This window comes from Fusobacterium sp. (assembly GCF_029258315.1).
Taxonomy (GTDB): Bacteria; Fusobacteriota; Fusobacteriia; order Fusobacteriales; family Fusobacteriaceae; genus Fusobacterium_B.
In genome coordinates this window covers 1-18,062 of record NZ_JARHZE010000081.1, presented here as the reverse complement: position 1 = coordinate 18,062, position 18,062 = coordinate 1, and the positions used below count along the sequence as shown (strand labels likewise).

The window sequence follows — 18,062 nt, the reverse complement described above, 5'->3', positions numbered from 1 at the left end:
GAGTGGGAAGAATATCTTTATCATTTAGATATAGCAGGATTAGAAAAAGCAAAACAAATTCAAAAACAGGCCTATAAGAGATTTATAGAAAAATAATAAAAATGAAATAAAGGTTTATAAAATTTTTTCAACTTATTTAAAAATAGTTCATTATAGTGAAAAATGAAATAAATATCAAATGAAATGAATATGGAATAATGTATACAAAAATCCATGAAAAAATAAAATTACATACTAACATACAAGAATATAATTTAAATATGAAATTTAAAAAACACATGATTTTTATATATGATATTCAAGTTAAAAATTTGAAAAATTTAACGAATAAAATAAAATATAGTCAAAAAACAAACAAAAAAATATAAAAAAAGATAATTTTTTAGAGGAAAAAAGAGCTGAATAAGCTCTTTTTTTCTTTAAAAATCAAGGTATAAGCAAGATATGCAATATTCTATATGAATAGTGGAGATTTACATTTGATTTTGTCTTAGTTATAATCATCCTGTAATGAAAAAAAATAAAGACAGTGAAAATAGAGGGGTGATTTTATGAGAAAACCAAATTTGTTATTTATTTTTGCAGATCAGTGGCGTAGAGATGCAATGGGATTTATGGAAAAAGATGAAGTTATTACTCCAAACATTGACAATTTCTCAAAAGAATCTTTAAGCTTTGATAATGCTATAAGTGCTTGTCCATTATGCTCACCAAATAGAGCAACTATGTTTACAGGAACTTACCCAGTAACACACGGGGTATGGACAAACTGCAAACCAGGATTAAAAGATGTAGCTTTAAGAGAAACTGATATTACATTAATGGATGTTTTAAAAGATAATGGTTATAAAACAGGTTATATTGGAAAATGGCATTTAGATAGTTCTGAAATAAACTTTGAAGAAAATCCAAGTTCAGGAGCAAGAGACTGGGATGCTTATACTCCACCTGGAAAGAAAAGACATGGAGTTGATTACTGGTACTCATATGGTGCTTATGACAATCACCTAAAACCACATTACTGGCATGATGATAATAAGATGATACAAATAGATCAATGGTCAGTAGAACATGAAACAGATAGGGCAATAGAATTTATTGATAAAAATAAAGATGAAGCATTTTCATTAATAATTTCTTGGAATCCACCACATACACCATTGGATTTGGTACCTCAAAGATATGTTGATATGTATAAAGGAAAGAAGTTTAAAGTTAATCCAAACGTTTTATTAACAGATGTAACAGATCATACTTTATCAGTTAATCCAAGATTAAACTTTACAGATGATGAATATCAAGAAGTTATGAGAAAATATTTTGCAGCAGTAACTGGTGTAGATGAAAACTTTGGAAGACTTATCCAAAATTTAAAAGACAATGGAATATATGATGATACAATAATAGTTTTAACAGCAGATCATGGAGAAATGTTATGTGCCCATAGATTATGGAGTAAACACGTTTGGTTTGAAGAATCTGTTGGAGTTCCTTTCTTAATTAAATATGGAGATAAATTTGTAAAAGGAGCTACAGATGTAGTTTTAAACGGTGTAGATATAATGCCAACAATATTATCTCTAATGGAGTTACCAGTTCCTAATACAGTGGAAGGAAAAGATTTAAAAGAGGTTATCTTAACAGGAAATGATGTAGAAAATTATGCAATTATTTCTGGATATCCAGGACAAATGAGAGCAATAGAAGAGTTTAGAAGCCACGGAAAAGATAACACTGCATATGGATGGAGAGGAATCAGAACAAAACAATATACATATGTAGTTAATAAAGCTTATACAATGAGCCATGGAACAGAAAGACTTCTATATGATAATATAAATGATCCTTATCAAATGAATCCAATAAAAATAGAAGATGTTTCTGAAAATAAAATAGCTCAAGATCTTGAAAATAAATTAAGAGAATGGGCAGTAAAATATAAAGACAAGTTTGAATTTTAATAAATATTTTTAGGAGGCGAAAATGGAATTAAGAAAAGAAGTTAGAGAAAAATTTTCTCAAGAAGTAGAACTTCCAAAAGAAATGCTTTATGGTGCATTACACGAAGCATTAAAAAAGATAGACGGGAATACAAAAACATTTATCAACAGATTCCCAAGACCTTGTAGTGTAAACTATGTATATCCAGGAATAGCGAATGCTGGTGAATGGGACGACTGGACAAGTGGATTCTGGACTGGAATGTTATGGCTTGCTTATGAGATAACTGGAGAGGAAAGATATAGAAAAATAGCAACTTTCCAAGTAAAAAGCTATGACGAAAGAATAGATAACAAAGTAGCAGTAAATCACCACGATTTAGGATTCTTATACACTCCTTCAGTAGTTGCTGCTTACAAAGTAACAGGAAACCAAAGAGCAAAAAATGCTGGAATAAAAGCAGCTAGACATCTTTTAGGAAGATATAAAGAGAAAGGTGAATTTATTCAAGCTTGGGGAGATTTAGATGACCCAACAGCATACAGATTAATAATAGACTGTAACTTAAATATGCCTTTATTATTCTGGGCATCTGAAGTAACAGGTGAAGAAAGATTCAGAGAAATAGCAACAAAACACTTAAATACAGCAGCTAGCGTAGTAGTAAGAGAAGATAGTTCAACACATCACACTTTCTACTTTGATCCAGAAACAGGAAATCCAGTAAAAGGAGTTACAGCACAAGGAGCTGGAGATGACTCAGCTTGGGCAAGAGGACAAGCTTGGGGAGTATATGGATTCCCACTAGCATATAGCTATTTAAAAGATGAAAAATTTGTAACATTATATAAGAGAGTAACAAACTACTTCTTAAATCATTTACCAGAAGATAACGTTTGTTATTGGGACTTAGTATTTGATGAAACTTCTGGAGAGGAAAGAGATACATCAGCAGCAGCAATAGCAGTTTGTGGAATGTTAGAAATGGCAAAATATTTACCAGATACAGATCCAGACAAAAAAATATATGATAACGCAGTAAAAGCAATAATGAAATCATTAATAACAAAATACACAACTAAAAATATAGAGGAATCTAATGGACTATTAACAGAGGCTGTTTACAGTAAACCAGGTGGAGCAGGAGTAAACGAATGTTGTATTTGGGGAGATTACTACTATATGGAAGCTTTAGTTAGAATAATGAAACCAGAGTGGAAAAAATATTGGTAAGATCAATATAAAAAGAGTTAAGCAAAAAATTATTTAGAAAGAAGAATGAAGGAGTAAAATTTTTTATGGAAAGCAATAAAGCGATCAGACCTTTTGGTATGAGAGATAAAATAGGGTATTTATTTGGGGATTTCGGAAACGATATCATGTTAGTATTTGTAAGCCAATTCTTAATGGTTTTCTATACACAAGTATGGGGAGTTAAACCAAAAGTAGTTGCTACAATGTTCCTTGTGTCAAGACTTATAGATGCGTTTACAGATGTTACAATGGGAAGAATAATTGACGTAACACCTCAAGGAAAAGACGGTAAGTTTAAAAAATGGATAAGAATAATGTCATTCCCAGTAGCAATGGCAAGTTTCTTAATGTACCAATCAGCTTTAAGAGATCAGTCAATGACTTTTAAAATAATCTATATGTATATCACTTATTTATTATATGGAAGTATCTGTTTTACAGGAGTTAATATTCCATACGGAGCAATGGCATCAGCTATTACAGATAAACCAGATGAAAGACAATCACTTATTACATTTAGAGCAATTGGAGCTTATATTGGAGAATTTATAGTAGGATTCTTTGGACCACTTGTAATTTATGAGCGTGTAATAAATAATGGAGCTACTCAAGTATTAATAAGAAATAATGGAAATATCTTCCCTATGATGGCTGGAGGAATCTCAGTAATAGCTTTAATTTGTTATTATATCTGTTATACTTGTACTACTGAGCGTATAAAAGTTCCACCTTTACCAAAAGGAGAAGGAATTTCATTCTTCAAATCAGTAAAAATGATATTTAGTAATAGAGCTATGATAGGTATACTTGGAGGAACAGTTTGTTTAATATTTGGTAACCTTTTAACAGGTGGAGTAAATGCTTATTTATATGCTTACTACTTCAAAATGCCAGCAGCACTATCAACATACAACGCTATTAAATTAGGAATAGCTTTAGGAATGGCAACAGTTGTAACATTTATTGTTAAAAAATTAGGAAAAAGAGAAGCAATCAGTTTAGCAGTAGGATTTGCAGCATTAGTATTTGCAGTATTAAGTTTCTTACATGTAAAAAATCCTTGGGTTTATGTAAGTATCGCTTCAATAGGATTCTCAGGGGTAACATTCTTTGGATATGTTATTTGGGGAGCAATCATTGACGTTATTGACGACGCTGAAATAAAAAGTGGAAAAAGAGAAGATGGAACACTTTATGCAATCTACTCTTTCTCTAGAAAAGTTGGTCAAGCTTTAGGAAGTAGTTTAGTTGGATATGCACTTGCAATAATAGGATTCCAAGCAGGAGTTAAAGAGCAAACTCAAGAAGTTCTAGATGGAATTTATAGATTAGCAACAGTAGCACCAGCAACTTTATTCTCATTAGTTGTAGTAATGTTTATGTTAGTATATCCATTATCTAAGAAAAAAGTTGATGCTAACGCTGAAACTTTAAGAGCAAGAAGAGAAGCTGCTGAAAAAAAGAATGACTAATAATTAGCCAGTAAATTTCTGGAGGAATTATGAAAGAAATAAAAAAAATATATTTACAAGATAAATTAGAGTTAACAGTTGAAAATTTAAGAAAAAATGGATTTGAAGTGGAGATAGTAGAAAATGTCCATGAAGCTGAAAAACTAACTTTAAAAATGATTCCAGAAGGAAGTTCTATAAGTATGGGAGGTTCTGTCACACTAGGTATGACAGGACTTCTTAAAGAATTTAGAAGTGAAAAGTATAGTTTTTTTGAAAGATTTAATCAACCTACTTGGGATGCAACAGTAAAAGTTATGAGAGAATCTTTATTAAGTGATTATTTAGTAACAGGAACAAATGCTATTACAGAAGATGGTATGCTTATGCAAATGGATTCTGGGGGGAATCGTGTTGCAGGAATGGCATACGGTCCAAAAAATGTTATAGTAATAACAGGAATAAATAAAATAATAAAGGATATCCATGAGGGATATGAAAGACTTTATTATGTTGGACCACTTAATTCTAAAAGATTAAACCACAAAACACCTTGTAATTTTACAGGAAAATGTGAAGATTGTATGACAGGAATGAGAATGTGTAATCTTATTTCAGTTATTAGAAGTGGTAATAGACCATTTGGAAAAACAAAAATTATATTAATAAATGATAATCTAGGATACTAGGTGATAAAATGGAAGAAAATTTAAGATGGTACAAAGAGAAAAACTTAGATAGATTAAGTAGTGTTTTATTGAATAAGGGATATTTAATTCATGGAGTTTTTTCTGTTAAAGATGCAGAGGAAAGAATTTTATCACTTTTAGATAAAAACAAGAAAGTCGCATTAGGGGATTCTTGGGAATTGATGAATGAAGAATTTATTTCTCAACTAAGAGAGTATGATTTCTTTGATAGATTTGGGGATAATTCCGAAGAAATAAAAAGAGCTTCTTTAACATCCAATATATCTATAATAGAAGGGGAATATGTAACAGAAAAAGGACAGATTATAACTGTTGGAGATTATAATACAAGTTCAGCACTATTTGGTGCAGAACAATTAATAGTTCTTATTTCTGAAAACAAAATTGTAAAAAATATCAATGAAGCTTTTGATAAAGTGAAAGCAAATGAAAAATATTACAGATTAAGAGCTGAAAAACTGGGAAATATAAATGATGGTTTAAGCATAGGTGTAATAGAAAACGGAAATAAATTTAATAAAAGAATTTCTGTTGTGATGACAGTAGAAAATACTGGACTTTAAAATTAAGTCCTCCAGTATAAAGAAATTTATATTGGGGGATTTTTTTTATTTTATAAAATTTTTTATAACTTTTATAAAAAGATTTTATTGACTCTTTTTTATAAAAAATGTATGAAAAAAATAGAAAAAATGTTATAATATAATGAACATAGACAAAAATTGTGTAATAGTATTTTGATATCACTGTATACTAAGGAGAAAAAAGTGTTAAAGGGTATAGGTATATTAATAAAAGAAAAATTAAAAACTAAAACAAAAAAAATAATATTCATTATAGTAATGTTTTTTTCTTGTGTGATAATTTCATTAAACTCATACAATGAACTTACAAAAGAAGAGAGATATATAGAATCAAAAACAAGTAGATTATATGAAAATATAAGAAAAAAATCAGAAATAGTTAGTATGACTTTATATGATTTAAAATCCAGTGAAGCTTTTAATAATTATATTATAAGTTTATCAGATAATTATAATCTCCCTTTTACCAAGGTAAAACTTTTTAAAGAACTTGTGAAAAGAAATACCATTTATGGAAAGATAGGTTATTATTTAAATATGACTGATAATATTTCTACTTCTGTAATAACACCTTTTGGGACGATAGATAAGAAAAGTTTTTATAGTTCACTGGGATTTCCAGAAGATATAGAAGATAGAAAAGAGTATATAAATTATGATGGAGAAAATATTAATCTTTATTATGAAGATAGTTTGACTTTAAAAAATGACACAATATCATATATTATTTCATTAGATGAAGATATATTTTTATCAGAATTAATTCCAGAGGGGAAATATTGGTATATATTTAGTAAGGACAAAGTAATAAATATAGGAAATTATAATAAGAAAAATTCTGAAATAGAAAAACAGCTTGTGAAAATATTAGAAAAAGATAAGTATAAAATTATTGGTTCTAATGGATATATAACAAAAATTTTGGGAAAAAGAGCCCATATATTTTATGATCCATCTTTTGATTTTACTTTATTGTATTTAGAGCCACAAATAGATATCTTTGAAATAATTATATATGAAAGTATAAAAGTTTTTTCTATAGTTGGAATCTTATATGGAATCTTTTTATTAGCTATTTCTTTTATAGTAAAACCTATGAAACAATTGGCAAAAAAATTGGGGTATGAAGAAAATAAAGAAGAAAAAGAGATAGATTATATAAAAACAAAAATCGAAGAGATTGAAACAATGAATGAAACTCTAAAAAATAGGATGATCTCTTTAAGAAATTATCAAAAAAAGAAAAAAATAAAAGATTATCTGATTGGAATATCTGAAAATGATGGAGTAGGATTTTTAAAAGAGGAATCTGAAATATTTAAGGTAAATAAATACAGAGTTATGATAATGGAAATCTATGATATAGAGGCTGTGGAAAATATTTTTGATAAGTTTAATATGTCAAAAGAGGTAATTTCAAAATATTTTTCTAAGGATATTACTTGTGAGATTGTAGATATAGATTATAAAAGTATAGCTTTTATAATGGAAGAGTTATTGCCAAAAGAAAAATTAGAAGAAGCACTTAAAAATTTAGTTAGAGATATTGATATAAATTTTGGATTAAATTTTACGGTGGTTGCTACAAATGTTTATAATGATGTTTCACAGATGCCAAAAGCATATAGAATAGCTAAAAAAATTCTTGATTATAAATATATATTTAAGCAGGAAAGAGTTATTTTCCAAGAAAAAATAAGTGAAAATACATTTAATAAATATTATTATCCTATTGAATTAGAGTCAAAATTAATATTAAGAACATTAAACTCAAATGAGATCAGTGTAAAAAGAATAATAGATGAGATGTTTAATGAAAAAAATAGTAGTTCAATGGATAAAAAATATATAAAAGAATTTGGAGTTTTATTATATAATACTTTAAATAGAATATTTATACAATTACAAGAAATAAATGAAGATATTAAAGTAAAAGATTATAATATAAATGAAATTCTTGAAATAAATGATGCAGTAACTTTAAAAGAAGTATTCCAAAGTAAGATTTTGAAAATATGTAAGTTAATAAAAATAGAAGAAGAGAATGATATAGGAAGCGTAAAAATAAAAATAGAGAGATATTTGGCAGAGAATTATATGGTAGATATTTCACTTGAAAATTTAGCTGACTATTTAGGGCATTCTTTTAAATATACAAGTGTACTTTTCAAAAAAGTTATAGGGGATAATTTTAAAAATTATTTGAGTATTTATAGAATTGAAAAAGCTAAGGAGCTTATGAGGGAAAATCCAAATCTAAGAATAAAGGATTTAGCAGAATTAACTGGTTACAATAGTTCAAATACTTTTATTAGAATTTTTAGAAAGTATGAAGGAATGTCACCAGGAAAATATTTTGGTATAGTAGAGCAAGAAAACTCTTAAAAACAGGGGCTAAGATTGATGATCTTAGTCCTTTTTATTATGAAAAATGATGATAGAAAACTGAATATTTACTTTAATATTTTTTTTATGTATACTAAAAAAAATAATACCGATATAAAAAGGGGCAGAATGATGAAAAAGAAATCTTTATTAAAAATTATGTTAATATTCATATTGAATATTGTATTTACTTATGGAAGTACAGTCTACCAATTTGAAAATGGTATACCTGAAAATATTAAAGTGAGTGAGACTTCAAAGTTAGAAATTACAAACCTTAAATCTAAAGATGGTAACAACTCTTTAAAATGGACATTTAAAGGGAATGATACCCTAAGTATTTTAGGGGATGTTGGATACTCTACATTTAAAAATGGAGGTTATGAAAAGTCAAGATCAAGCTATGTTATGTGGGTATATAATAAAGAAGCATTTGATGATAAAATGTTAGTCCAATTTAAAAAGAATCACCAAATTAAAACTTCTTTTGAAATGAGTATGAATTTTCAAGGATGGAGAACAATATGGGTTCAATATGATAGAGATATGACAGGAACTCCAGAAGAGGGAATGGATGAAATTGTATTAATTTCTCCAAAAAAATCAGGTGAGATTTTAATAGATCAGATAATTCCAAGTGTATTAATAGATCCAAGACATAATACAAGGGATGAACAAGTAAATTTTGTTAATTTAGATGCTGACACATCAGTTAATACTCACTGGATGTCTCTTTATAAAAATTATAATGCTATAACAAAATTAGAAGGAAAAGCATTAACTCAAAATGAAATATCTGGAATAAAAAGTATTGAAACTAGATTTAGAGATAATATTTTAAAGAAAACTAAAGTTAATGATGAAATAATAAAAGAAAATGAGAAAAAATTAGACTTTTATAAAACAAAAACAATTGCTAGTCCTCAGACAATAGTTGTATATAGAGATTTTAATGATGAGCAAAAAGAAAAATTAAGAGATATATATATTTTAGAATATGGAAAATGGTTAAGAGAACTTGCTTTTATGTATAATTCGACTGAAAAAGAGAGCCAAAAAAATAAAATATATTCAATATTTAAAGAGGCTTTAGATTATCTTTATGATCAAGGTTGGTCAAGAGGAAGTGGACAGGGAACAATTCACCATTTAGGTTACCAAGTAAGAGAATTATATCAAGCAGTATTTTTAATGAAAGCTCCTTTAATAAAAGATGGGCAATTAAAAAAAGCTTCTGAAATGGTTAGATGGTACAGTGCTTTAGGAATTATTTTTACTCCTGAAGAAAAAATAAAAGGTGTTAATGCTGATATTTTAAACACAATGTTACCAGGAATGTTAATGGGAATTTTATTAAATGAGGATGAAAAAAATATAGGTCAAGAATTAAGACAGTTTAATAAATATCTAACTAAATCAATAGATTATGCTCCAGGACTTATAGGAGGATTTAAAAAAGATGGTTCTATGTTCCATCATATGCAAAATTATCCAGCTTATGCAAAAGGGGCATATGAAGGGTTGGCTCCAATAATCTATTATTTAGGAAATACACCATTTGCTTTAGATAAAAATGCTTATGAAATTGTAAAAAATGCTATGTTGATGACAAGAGTTTATTCAAATAAAAAAACTTGGTTATTAACTCTTACAGGAAGACATCCAGAGAATATATTTGAAATAGCAGATGATATATTTAGATATACAGCTTTTGGAAGAGAAGAGGGAGTTGACAAAGATTTAGCTGAGGCTTATTTAAGATTATCTCCAGATGGAAAATATTCAGATGAACTAAGAAAATTAGGATTTAAAGAAGAAAAAGCTCCAAATGGTTCTTGGACTATGAATATGGGTTCTTTACAATTACAAAGAAGAGATGAATGGTTAGCTGGGGTTAAAGGATTCAGTAGATACTTAGTAGGAAATGAAACATATGTAAAAAATAATTTATATGGAAGATATATGAGTTATGGAACTTTCCAAATAGTAGAAAACTCTTTAAAAGAAAGTGGATTTGAATCAGATGGATGGAACTGGGCTCATTATCCAGGAACAACTGCAATAAATCTTCCTTTAGAAAAATTAAGATCCTCACTTTCACAAGTTGATGCTCAAAGTGGAATTGAAGAGATGCTTATTTCAGATGAAACATATTCTGGAGGAAACTCTTTAAATAATAATGGTATGTTTGCGATGAAATTACATGAAAATGCAAAATATAATGGATCTCATAGAGCTAGAAAATCTGTTTTCTTCTTTGAAAATAGAGCTATTCTTTTAGGAAGTAATATAGAAAATAATGATGGTGAAAATGAAACTCATACTACATTATTTCAAAATTATTTAAACGAAAAAGAAGTTACTTTTGAAAATAAAAAAATATCTGAAAATAATTTTATTTTGGATAGTCAAAATAATTTATATAAAATAGTTGATGGAGAGGTAGTTTATAAAAAGGGATTACAAAACTCTTATAATCATAAAAATGGTAAACCAACAAAAAATAATTTTGAACTAGCTTATATAAATCATAATAAAGCTCCTAAGGATGAATCTTATGAATTTTCTATCTTAATAAAGGGAAATAAAGATGAGCAAGAAAAGTTTAAGAAAGATAGTGGATACAAAGTATTACAAAAGGATTATAGAGCTCATATAGTTGAAGATAAAATATCAGGAATGAAAGGATATGCACTATTTGAAAGTGGAGAAATAAAAAATGATAAATTTATAAAATCTGTGGATATTCCTTCGATGATATTATTAGCATCAAAAAATAAAAGTTTAGAAATAAGTTTTGTTGATCCAGATTTAAGATTGTATGAAGGAATAGATGAAACACAATATGATGAAAAAGGAAATATGAAAGAAGTTAATATTTACTCAAGAAAATGGAATGGAAATGAATCAATACCTCATACTTCATCAATCATATTAAAAGGTAAATATAAATTAGAAAAAGAAAATAAAGATGTAAAAGTAGAAATTAAGAATGGTGAAACAATAATAAAAATCACTACAACTTATGCTCTGCCAGTAAAAATTAATTTAGTAAAAATAGACTAATAAAAAAGGAATGGTTCCCAGAAAAAAGGGAACTATTCCTTATTTTTTTAAAGACTTTATTTTTTCTTTTAATCTTTTTAAAGGGTAACCTTTAAAAATCCAAATTTTTCTAATTTTTTTAAACTCTTCAAAATAATTTTTTCTTTTTTGATCTAAAGGTTCAGAACATTTTCTTTCCCAACATTTATAAACACCAGTGATGTCAGCACCTTTTAAAATATTTTTTAATTTATTTGGAAGATATTTTATTGAAAGATATGATTGAAAATCAATAATATAAGGTAAGCCATCATTACCCATAATGATATTTCCAAGATTTCTAAGATCTAGATGAACAATATCTTTTTTATGTATAGCCATTATATTTTTTTCAAGTGTTACAAAAAATTCTTTAGGTATAGTTTTATCTTTTATTTTTTTTAGTGGCTTTCCTTCTATAAAATTGAAAGCTAAAGTATAATCAGATAAAAAAATAACATTCTTAGTGATTGAAGGGTTAGTTGAAAGCTTTTTTAAAGCACTTCCCTCTCTAAGAACAAATAATCTTCCCAGTGTATTTTTAATAATCCAAGGGGTAGTGGAAAAGTCTTTAATAGTAAGATCTAATTCTCCATCATAATATCTAAAAACTGCTGCATTAAGATATTCACCTTCATTCATTATTTTAAGATTATTAAGATCTATATTTTTATGAAATTTTGAAGAAAGCATTTTTTGTAAATTTTTCTTTATTTTTAAAATATTTTTCATAAAACATCCTTTAAAATATATTTTTGACCATATAGTCATATTTTGATTGCTATATTATATCATTTTTAATATTTTTAGTCAATTTTTTATTAAAATTAATAAAAATAAGAAAATAAAAAAATCCAAGAGTTTTTACTTGGATTTTTTATAATCTATTAGTTTAATTTAGAAAGGAATTTTTCAATATTTATTACAAATCTTTCATGAACTCCTTCACCAACAACTATATCTTTATAAGTAGCAACAACTTCAAAAGTTAATTTTCTACCATCTATTTTAGTTAAAGTTGATTTACAAACAACTTCATCTCCAATTTTATTAGCTCTTAAATGTTTCATATTCATAGAAATTCCAACTGTTGATTCAGTTTCATCTAAATAAGGTGCAACAATATCAAGAGAAGTTTTTTCCATAAATGCTACTAAGAAAGGAGTTCCATAAACATCTAAAGTTCCAGAAGCAGCTTTAGCAGCAGTTTCATCAGCTCCAACAATTCTAGTGTGAGTAAGAGTCATACCCTCTTTTAATCCATCTTTCATAAATAATCCTCCAAGTTTTATTAATAATTTAATGTATATAGTCATTAATAAAATAATTATTTCAGTATTTTAAATACTGATTTCAAACTTATTATACAGTATTTTTTTAAAAAAGTATATTATTTATTTAAAATATCTTTAATAGCTAATATAACTTGATCGATATATTCTATTTTAGCAGACTCTCCCATATGTCCTATTCTCAATATATAATCAGAATATTCTCCAAATGATCCAGAGATAAGAATTTTATGTTTTTCTTTTAATTCTTTTATAAATTCTTTTGTAGTAAAATTTTCAGGAACATAAAATGATGTTACAGTTGGAGAAAAACCATCTTCAAGATAAAGTTTTAAACCAAGTTCTTGAACTTTATTTCTACAATATTTAGAAACTTTATGATGTCTAGCAACAACATTTTCAATTCCTTCTTCTAGTATATTATCAATAGCTTGATCAAACGCAATTAAATCACTAGCTGGCATTGTATATGGAAATAATTTTTCTTCAACACAATTTTTCCAGTAAGAAAGATTACAATAAAAAGAAGGGATAGATGTTTTTCTATTTTCAATAGCTTTCCAAGCATCATCACTAACAGAAAGAATAGTTAATCCAGGAGGAGCAGAGAAAACTTTTTGAGAACCTCCAAGAGCTATATCAACTCCATATTTTTCAGCATTAAAAAATTCTCCACCAATGGCAGCGACTGTATCAACAACAGTTAAAATTCCTTTGGACTTTAAAAGTTTACAAATAGGTTCAATATCATTTAATACTCCAGTAGGTGTATCACAATGAACTACTGTAGCAAATTTAAAATCACTATCTATTTCTAAAAGATCTTTTAATTTTTCTAAATCGATTTTATTTTTTGTATCAAAATGAAAGGTAGCAGTTTCTCCCCCATAAAGTTTAACCAAATCAGCAAAACCAGATCCAAAAAGTCCATTTTCAATTATTAGAACTCTATCGCCTTTTTCAGTTAAAGAAGCACAAGCACTATCAAGTCCAACCATTCCTTCACCACTTAAAAAAATCATATTTGATTTAGAGCAACCAAAAATTTTAGCAGTTTTTTCTCTAAGTTCATCGTAAAATTTAAAAAAGTCATCATCTATATCTGGATTTCCAAAAAATATAGATCTTTTTTTCATTACATTTTCTCTGACCATTGTTGGTCCAGCTGTCATCATTAAGTAATCAGGATTATACATAATTTAAAACCTCCTAAAAAATTTTATTAAATTATATCATAAATTAGGAAATTTTTTATAATTATATAAATTATTTTTCCCAAAGTTTTTTTATATTTTTTATAAAAGTAAAATCTTCTTCAATACTTCTACCTTTTACAGTTAAATATCCTCCAATCATTAAACCATTTGCACCAGCCAAAAAAGCACTTCCCATAAAATCTTTTAAAATATTTTCTCTTCCAGCAGCAATTTTAATATTTTTATCCTTTAAAATAATTCTATAAATAGCAATGGTTTTTAATATTTCATCAACTGAAAGAATTTCATTTTCTCCATAAGGAGTACCTTTTATAGGATTCAAAATATTTAGAGGAATTGCATCAACATCGAGCTCTTTACAAGTGAAGGCCATGTCAATTCTATCTTCCCAAGATTCCCCCATTCCAATAATTCCTCCACAACAAACTTTCATTCCAACTTTTTTGGCAGATTTTATAGTTTTTATCCTGTCCTCAACCTTATGTGTAGTTGCTACAATTTTTTTATATGATGATACAGATGTTTGGATATTTGAATGGAAACGAGAAACACCAGAATTTTTTAAATCTATTAAATCGTCTTCATCTAAAAGTCCAATAGAACAGCAAATTTCAATATCTTTTGACATCTCTTTTGCAAAATTTTGAATAGTGCTGTAATCTTGAGTTCCTTTTTTTATTCCCTTACCGCTTGTAACAATGGCAAATCTATCACTTTTATGATTTATAGCCTCTTTGCATTCCTCTTTTAAAATCTCTAAATTTTTTAAAGGATAGGTTTTTATATGGGTATCATATTTTTCTGACTGGGCACAAAATTTACAATCTTCAGAGCATTTACCAGACTTAGCATTTGTAATGGTACAAGTTTCTATTTTATTTCCACAAAATTTTTCTCTTATTTCATTAGCAATAGAAAAAAGTTTTATTAAATCTTTTCCTTTTAAATTTGTAAGTTCTAATGCCTCTTCCTTCGTAATATCATTATCTATAAATTTTTCAATATTCATTTAAAACCTCCAAAAAATATTTCTGAATAAAGTATATATTTTTTTCTAAAAAAGATGTATCATTTATTTTGAAAAGGTTAACAATAAAATATTTTTATTTATATACATATTTTTTAAAAATCTATTTATGTTATAATATGAAAAAAGGAGAAAAAATAAATGTTGGTAATAATAAGAGGTGGTGGGGATTTAGCTACTGGTGTAGCAGAATCTTTATATTTAGCAGGATTCAAAATTCTTATATTAGATATAGAAAAACCTAGTTCGATCAGAAGAACAGTTTGTTTTTCAGAGGCCATCTATGATGGAAGAACAAAGGTAGAAGGGATTAAGTGTCAAAAAGTTTTTTCAAAAGAGGAGATGCAGTTATGTTGGAATAAAAAAATTATTCCAATAATGGTTGATGAGAGCGGAGAAATTATAAAAGAATTAAAACCAGATGTAGTAGTGGATAGTATAATTGCTAAAAAAAATTTAGGGACAAATAGAAGTATGGCACCAATAACTATTGCTTTGGGAGATGGATTTGAGGCTGGAAAAGATGTTGATATAGTTATAGAAACTATGAGAGGACATAATCTAGGAAGAATCATAACAGAGGGAAGAGCTTTAAAAAATACAGGAATTCCGGGAGAGATAAAAGGTGTGTCAAAAGATAGAGTCATATATTCTCCAGAAGTGGGAAGATTTTTTTCAATAAAAAAAATAGGGGATATAGTTGAAAAAAATGAAATAATAGGTTTTGTAGATAATGTAGAGGTGAGAGGAAAAATAAGTGGAGTTTTAAGAGGGACAATAAGAGATGGATATTTAGTAAAAAAAGGAATGAAGATAGGGGATATTGATCCTAGATTGGATGAAAAAGAAAACTGTTTTACTATTTCAGATAAAGCTAGAGCTTTAGGTGGAGCAGTTTTAAAAGCTATATTTTATAAAATTATGAAGGAGAAGAAAGATGGAAACACTTATATTGAAAACACTTTATGATAAAATAAAAAATAATCAGTCAGTAGCTTTAGTCACTTTAATTGAATCACAAGGAGCTACTCCAAGAAAAGCTGGAACAATTATGGGAGTTTTTGAAGAGGGAATAATTGGAACTATTGGTGGAGGTTTAATAGAACTTAAAGTTATTGAATTAGCAAAAGAGTGTATAAAAAATCAAGAGAATAAATATTTTGAATTTGATTTAAATGGCAATGGAAAAAATTCAATAGAGATGAGTTGTGGCGGAAGTGTTAAAGGCTTTATTAAATTTTTAAAACCAAATGATCGGGTGGTTATTATAGGAGCTGGACATATAGGAAGAAATTTAAAATCACTTTTAAATAATTCCTCTTTTGATGTAGTAGTTTTTGATGATAGAGAAGAAGAAAATAGAGATGGAGTTGTAGTTGGTAATTTTGAAACCTTAATAAAAGAATTGCCAGAAAATAAGGATACTTATTTTGTAGTTGTAACTAAAGGACATAAATCTGATTTTGTAGCTTTAAAAAATATTTTGAATAAAGAATATAAATATATAGGAATGGTAGGAAGTAAGAAAAAAGTTTTGGAAGTAAGAGGACAGTTATTAGAAGAGGGATATCAGATACCAGAAGATAAATTTTTTGCACCAATTGGTTTAGATTTTTCAAATGGAACTCCATATGAGATAGCAGTTGAAATTTTAGCTGAGATTTTATCAGTAAAAAATAATAAAGAAGTAAAACATAGAAAATTAATAGTATAAAATAAAAATTCTGATTTAAAAATTTTTAAATCAGAATTTTTTTTAATTATAGTATTCTTTAAATTAGAAAGAATAAACTACTCCTCCACCAACGGCAGTGATAACATCGTTGTCAGCGATTGGAGAATTAGATAATTCAGTAGAAAGTTTAGTTACTCCAGCAAATCCTACAACTGAGAAACTATTAGAAACTTTATAATTTCCTAAAACTCCTACACCATATCTATAACCAGCTTTTCCTTCGTAAGTATTGTTAATGTTATAAGAAGCGGAATTTTTATGTCTAGTTTCATGTCTGTCTACACCAAAGTAATAATCAACTATATCATCATTATAATAAGTATAGCTTACAGTAGGAACTAAAGAGAAATTAGGTGTAATATTGTAAGCTCTGCTAAGTCTGAAGCTAGCAGTTCCACCCTCTTTACCTGCTTCGATAGCCATTGTAGAGTTAACTTCACAAGGAAGGAAAGTATAAGAAAATTCTACTCCTCCCATAACTTGAGTATCTCTATCATCGATTCCTTTATAACCAGAATCCATATCTTTAGCTTTTACTTCATATCCACCAATAGGAAGAATGTAAGCAGATAATTTATAGTTGTCAGCTTCAAAGAAATTATATCCAAGAGCTAAACCATAAGCATCTCCACCACTGATAAAGAAACCATTGTATTCATAATCTACAAGTGGTAATATATATCCTTTTTCATCATTTTTAAAAATAGGATCAGTTACTCCATAACCAATTCCGATAGAATTAGCAAAAGAAGCTTGAGCAAGAATAGCTCCAAGACCTAAAACCATAAGAGTTTTTTTCATAAATTTACCTCCCAAAAATTAAATGACTGATCAGTCATTTTTGTAGTCATCTAAGTATAACACTTTTATTAATATTAGTCAAATTTTTACTATTTTTTTAATAGCTTAAAAATAAAAAAATTTACAAAAAAAATTTTTATTGATATAATAGCATATCAAACAGGAGGAAAAATATGAAAAAAATTATTTTATTTATGTTTTTAATGACTAATATTCTTTTTGCTTATACAGTTAGTTGGTATGGCAAGGGGTTTGATGGAAAACCAACATCAAGTGGATATATTTTTGATTCTGATGATTTAACTTGTGCTTCAAATAAATATCCGTTTGGTACAGTATTAAAAGTAACAAATAGAGCTAATGGAAAATCTGTAAAGGTTGTTGTAACTGATACTGGCTCTTTTAGAAAAAAATATGGTAGAGAATTAGATTTAAGTAGAGGGGCTTTTCAAAGAATAGCTTCTTTAAAAACAGGACTAATAAATGCTGATATAAAAGTGGTTAATCAAAAACATATTTTTAAATATATGAAAGGAAACCCACATTTTACTAATCAGGATTATAGAAGATTTTTAAGATAA

At 27.4% G+C, this 18,062-nt stretch carries 15 protein-coding genes; 10 read left to right on the top strand and 5 right to left on the bottom strand.

The window, feature by feature from the left end; all coding sequences use genetic code 11:
• Positions 1 to 551 precede the first annotated feature (551 nt).
• The 7 genes from Q1J48_RS05975 to Q1J48_RS05945 all read left to right on the top strand — a co-directional run bounded on the left by Q1J48_RS05975 (position 552) and on the right by Q1J48_RS05945 (position 11,391).
• On the top strand, positions 552 to 1,961 hold the full coding sequence (locus Q1J48_RS05975; protein WP_300361967.1) for a sulfatase family protein: 1,410 nt from the start codon (positions 552 to 554) through the stop codon (positions 1,959 to 1,961).
• 22 nt (positions 1,962 to 1,983) lie between these two features.
• Positions 1,984 to 3,174 carry a glycoside hydrolase family 88 protein gene (locus Q1J48_RS05970; RefSeq protein ID WP_300345187.1) on the top strand — a complete coding sequence of 397 codons (1,191 nt, stop codon included), beginning with the start codon at positions 1,984 to 1,986 and terminating at the stop codon, positions 3,172 to 3,174.
• Positions 3,175 to 3,239: 65 nt separating this feature from the next.
• Positions 3,240 to 4,667, top strand: a complete 1,428-nt coding sequence (locus tag Q1J48_RS05965; protein WP_300361965.1) for an MFS transporter — start codon at positions 3,240 to 3,242, stop codon at positions 4,665 to 4,667.
• Between the two features lie 29 nt (positions 4,668 to 4,696).
• Positions 4,697 to 5,335 carry a lactate utilization protein gene (locus tag Q1J48_RS05960; RefSeq protein WP_300331436.1) on the top strand — a complete coding sequence of 213 codons (639 nt, stop codon included), beginning with the start codon at positions 4,697 to 4,699 and terminating at the stop codon, positions 5,333 to 5,335.
• 8 nt (positions 5,336 to 5,343) lie between these two features.
• Entirely contained in the window at positions 5,344 to 5,919 is a 576-nt protein-coding gene (locus Q1J48_RS05955) for an LUD domain-containing protein (RefSeq protein WP_300331439.1), read from the top strand.
• 204 nt (positions 5,920 to 6,123) lie between these two features.
• Positions 6,124 to 8,325 (top strand): helix-turn-helix transcriptional regulator, encoded by a 2,202-nt coding sequence (locus Q1J48_RS05950; RefSeq protein WP_300361963.1) that lies wholly within the window; start codon positions 6,124 to 6,126, stop codon positions 8,323 to 8,325.
• Positions 8,326 to 8,457: 132 nt separating this feature from the next.
• On the top strand, positions 8,458 to 11,391 hold the full coding sequence (locus Q1J48_RS05945; protein ID WP_300361960.1) for a chondroitinase family polysaccharide lyase: 2,934 nt from the start codon (positions 8,458 to 8,460) through the stop codon (positions 11,389 to 11,391).
• A gap of 39 nt (positions 11,392 to 11,430) precedes the next feature.
• Here Q1J48_RS05945 and Q1J48_RS05940 read toward each other — a convergent pair whose 3' ends face one another.
• From Q1J48_RS05940 to bioB, 4 genes are all read right to left on the bottom strand, one after another.
• Positions 11,431 to 12,141, bottom strand: a complete 711-nt coding sequence (locus Q1J48_RS05940; RefSeq protein ID WP_300331448.1) for an RIO1 family regulatory kinase/ATPase domain-containing protein — start codon at positions 12,139 to 12,141, stop codon at positions 11,431 to 11,433.
• A 155-nt stretch (positions 12,142 to 12,296) separates the two neighbouring features.
• Positions 12,297 to 12,680, bottom strand: coding sequence for a thioesterase family protein (locus tag Q1J48_RS05935; protein ID WP_300331451.1), 384 nt, complete (start codon positions 12,678 to 12,680; stop codon positions 12,297 to 12,299).
• 119 nt (positions 12,681 to 12,799) lie between these two features.
• Positions 12,800 to 13,897, bottom strand: a complete 1,098-nt coding sequence (locus tag Q1J48_RS05930) for a pyridoxal-phosphate-dependent aminotransferase family protein (RefSeq protein ID WP_300361957.1) — start codon at positions 13,895 to 13,897, stop codon at positions 12,800 to 12,802.
• A gap of 70 nt (positions 13,898 to 13,967) precedes the next feature.
• Positions 13,968 to 14,927: a biotin synthase BioB gene (bioB, locus tag Q1J48_RS05925; protein WP_300361955.1), complete on the bottom strand. Its 960-nt coding sequence runs from the start codon at positions 14,925 to 14,927 to the stop codon at positions 13,968 to 13,970.
• A gap of 159 nt (positions 14,928 to 15,086) precedes the next feature.
• On the opposite strand from bioB, the gene yqeB reads away from it, so the two are divergent.
• Together yqeB and Q1J48_RS05915 are read left to right on the top strand one after the other, a co-directional pair.
• Positions 15,087 to 15,914 carry a selenium-dependent molybdenum cofactor biosynthesis protein YqeB gene (gene yqeB / locus Q1J48_RS05920; RefSeq protein WP_300361952.1) on the top strand — a complete coding sequence of 276 codons (828 nt, stop codon included), beginning with the start codon at positions 15,087 to 15,089 and terminating at the stop codon, positions 15,912 to 15,914.
• Positions 15,883 to 16,659 carry an XdhC family protein gene (locus Q1J48_RS05915; RefSeq protein ID WP_300361950.1) on the top strand — a complete coding sequence of 259 codons (777 nt, stop codon included), beginning with the start codon at positions 15,883 to 15,885 and terminating at the stop codon, positions 16,657 to 16,659. Before yqeB ends, Q1J48_RS05915 begins: the two co-directional genes overlap by 32 nt.
• Positions 16,660 to 16,722: 63 nt before the next feature.
• Here Q1J48_RS05915 and Q1J48_RS05910 read toward each other — a convergent pair whose 3' ends face one another.
• Positions 16,723 to 17,481, bottom strand: a complete 759-nt coding sequence (locus Q1J48_RS05910; RefSeq protein WP_300361948.1) for a MipA/OmpV family protein — start codon at positions 17,479 to 17,481, stop codon at positions 16,723 to 16,725.
• 173 nt (positions 17,482 to 17,654) lie between these two features.
• Here Q1J48_RS05910 and Q1J48_RS05905 point away from each other — a divergent pair, with 173 nt between their 5' ends.
• Positions 17,655 to 18,062 (top strand): septal ring lytic transglycosylase RlpA family protein, encoded by a 408-nt coding sequence (locus Q1J48_RS05905; RefSeq protein ID WP_300331466.1) that lies wholly within the window; start codon positions 17,655 to 17,657, stop codon positions 18,060 to 18,062.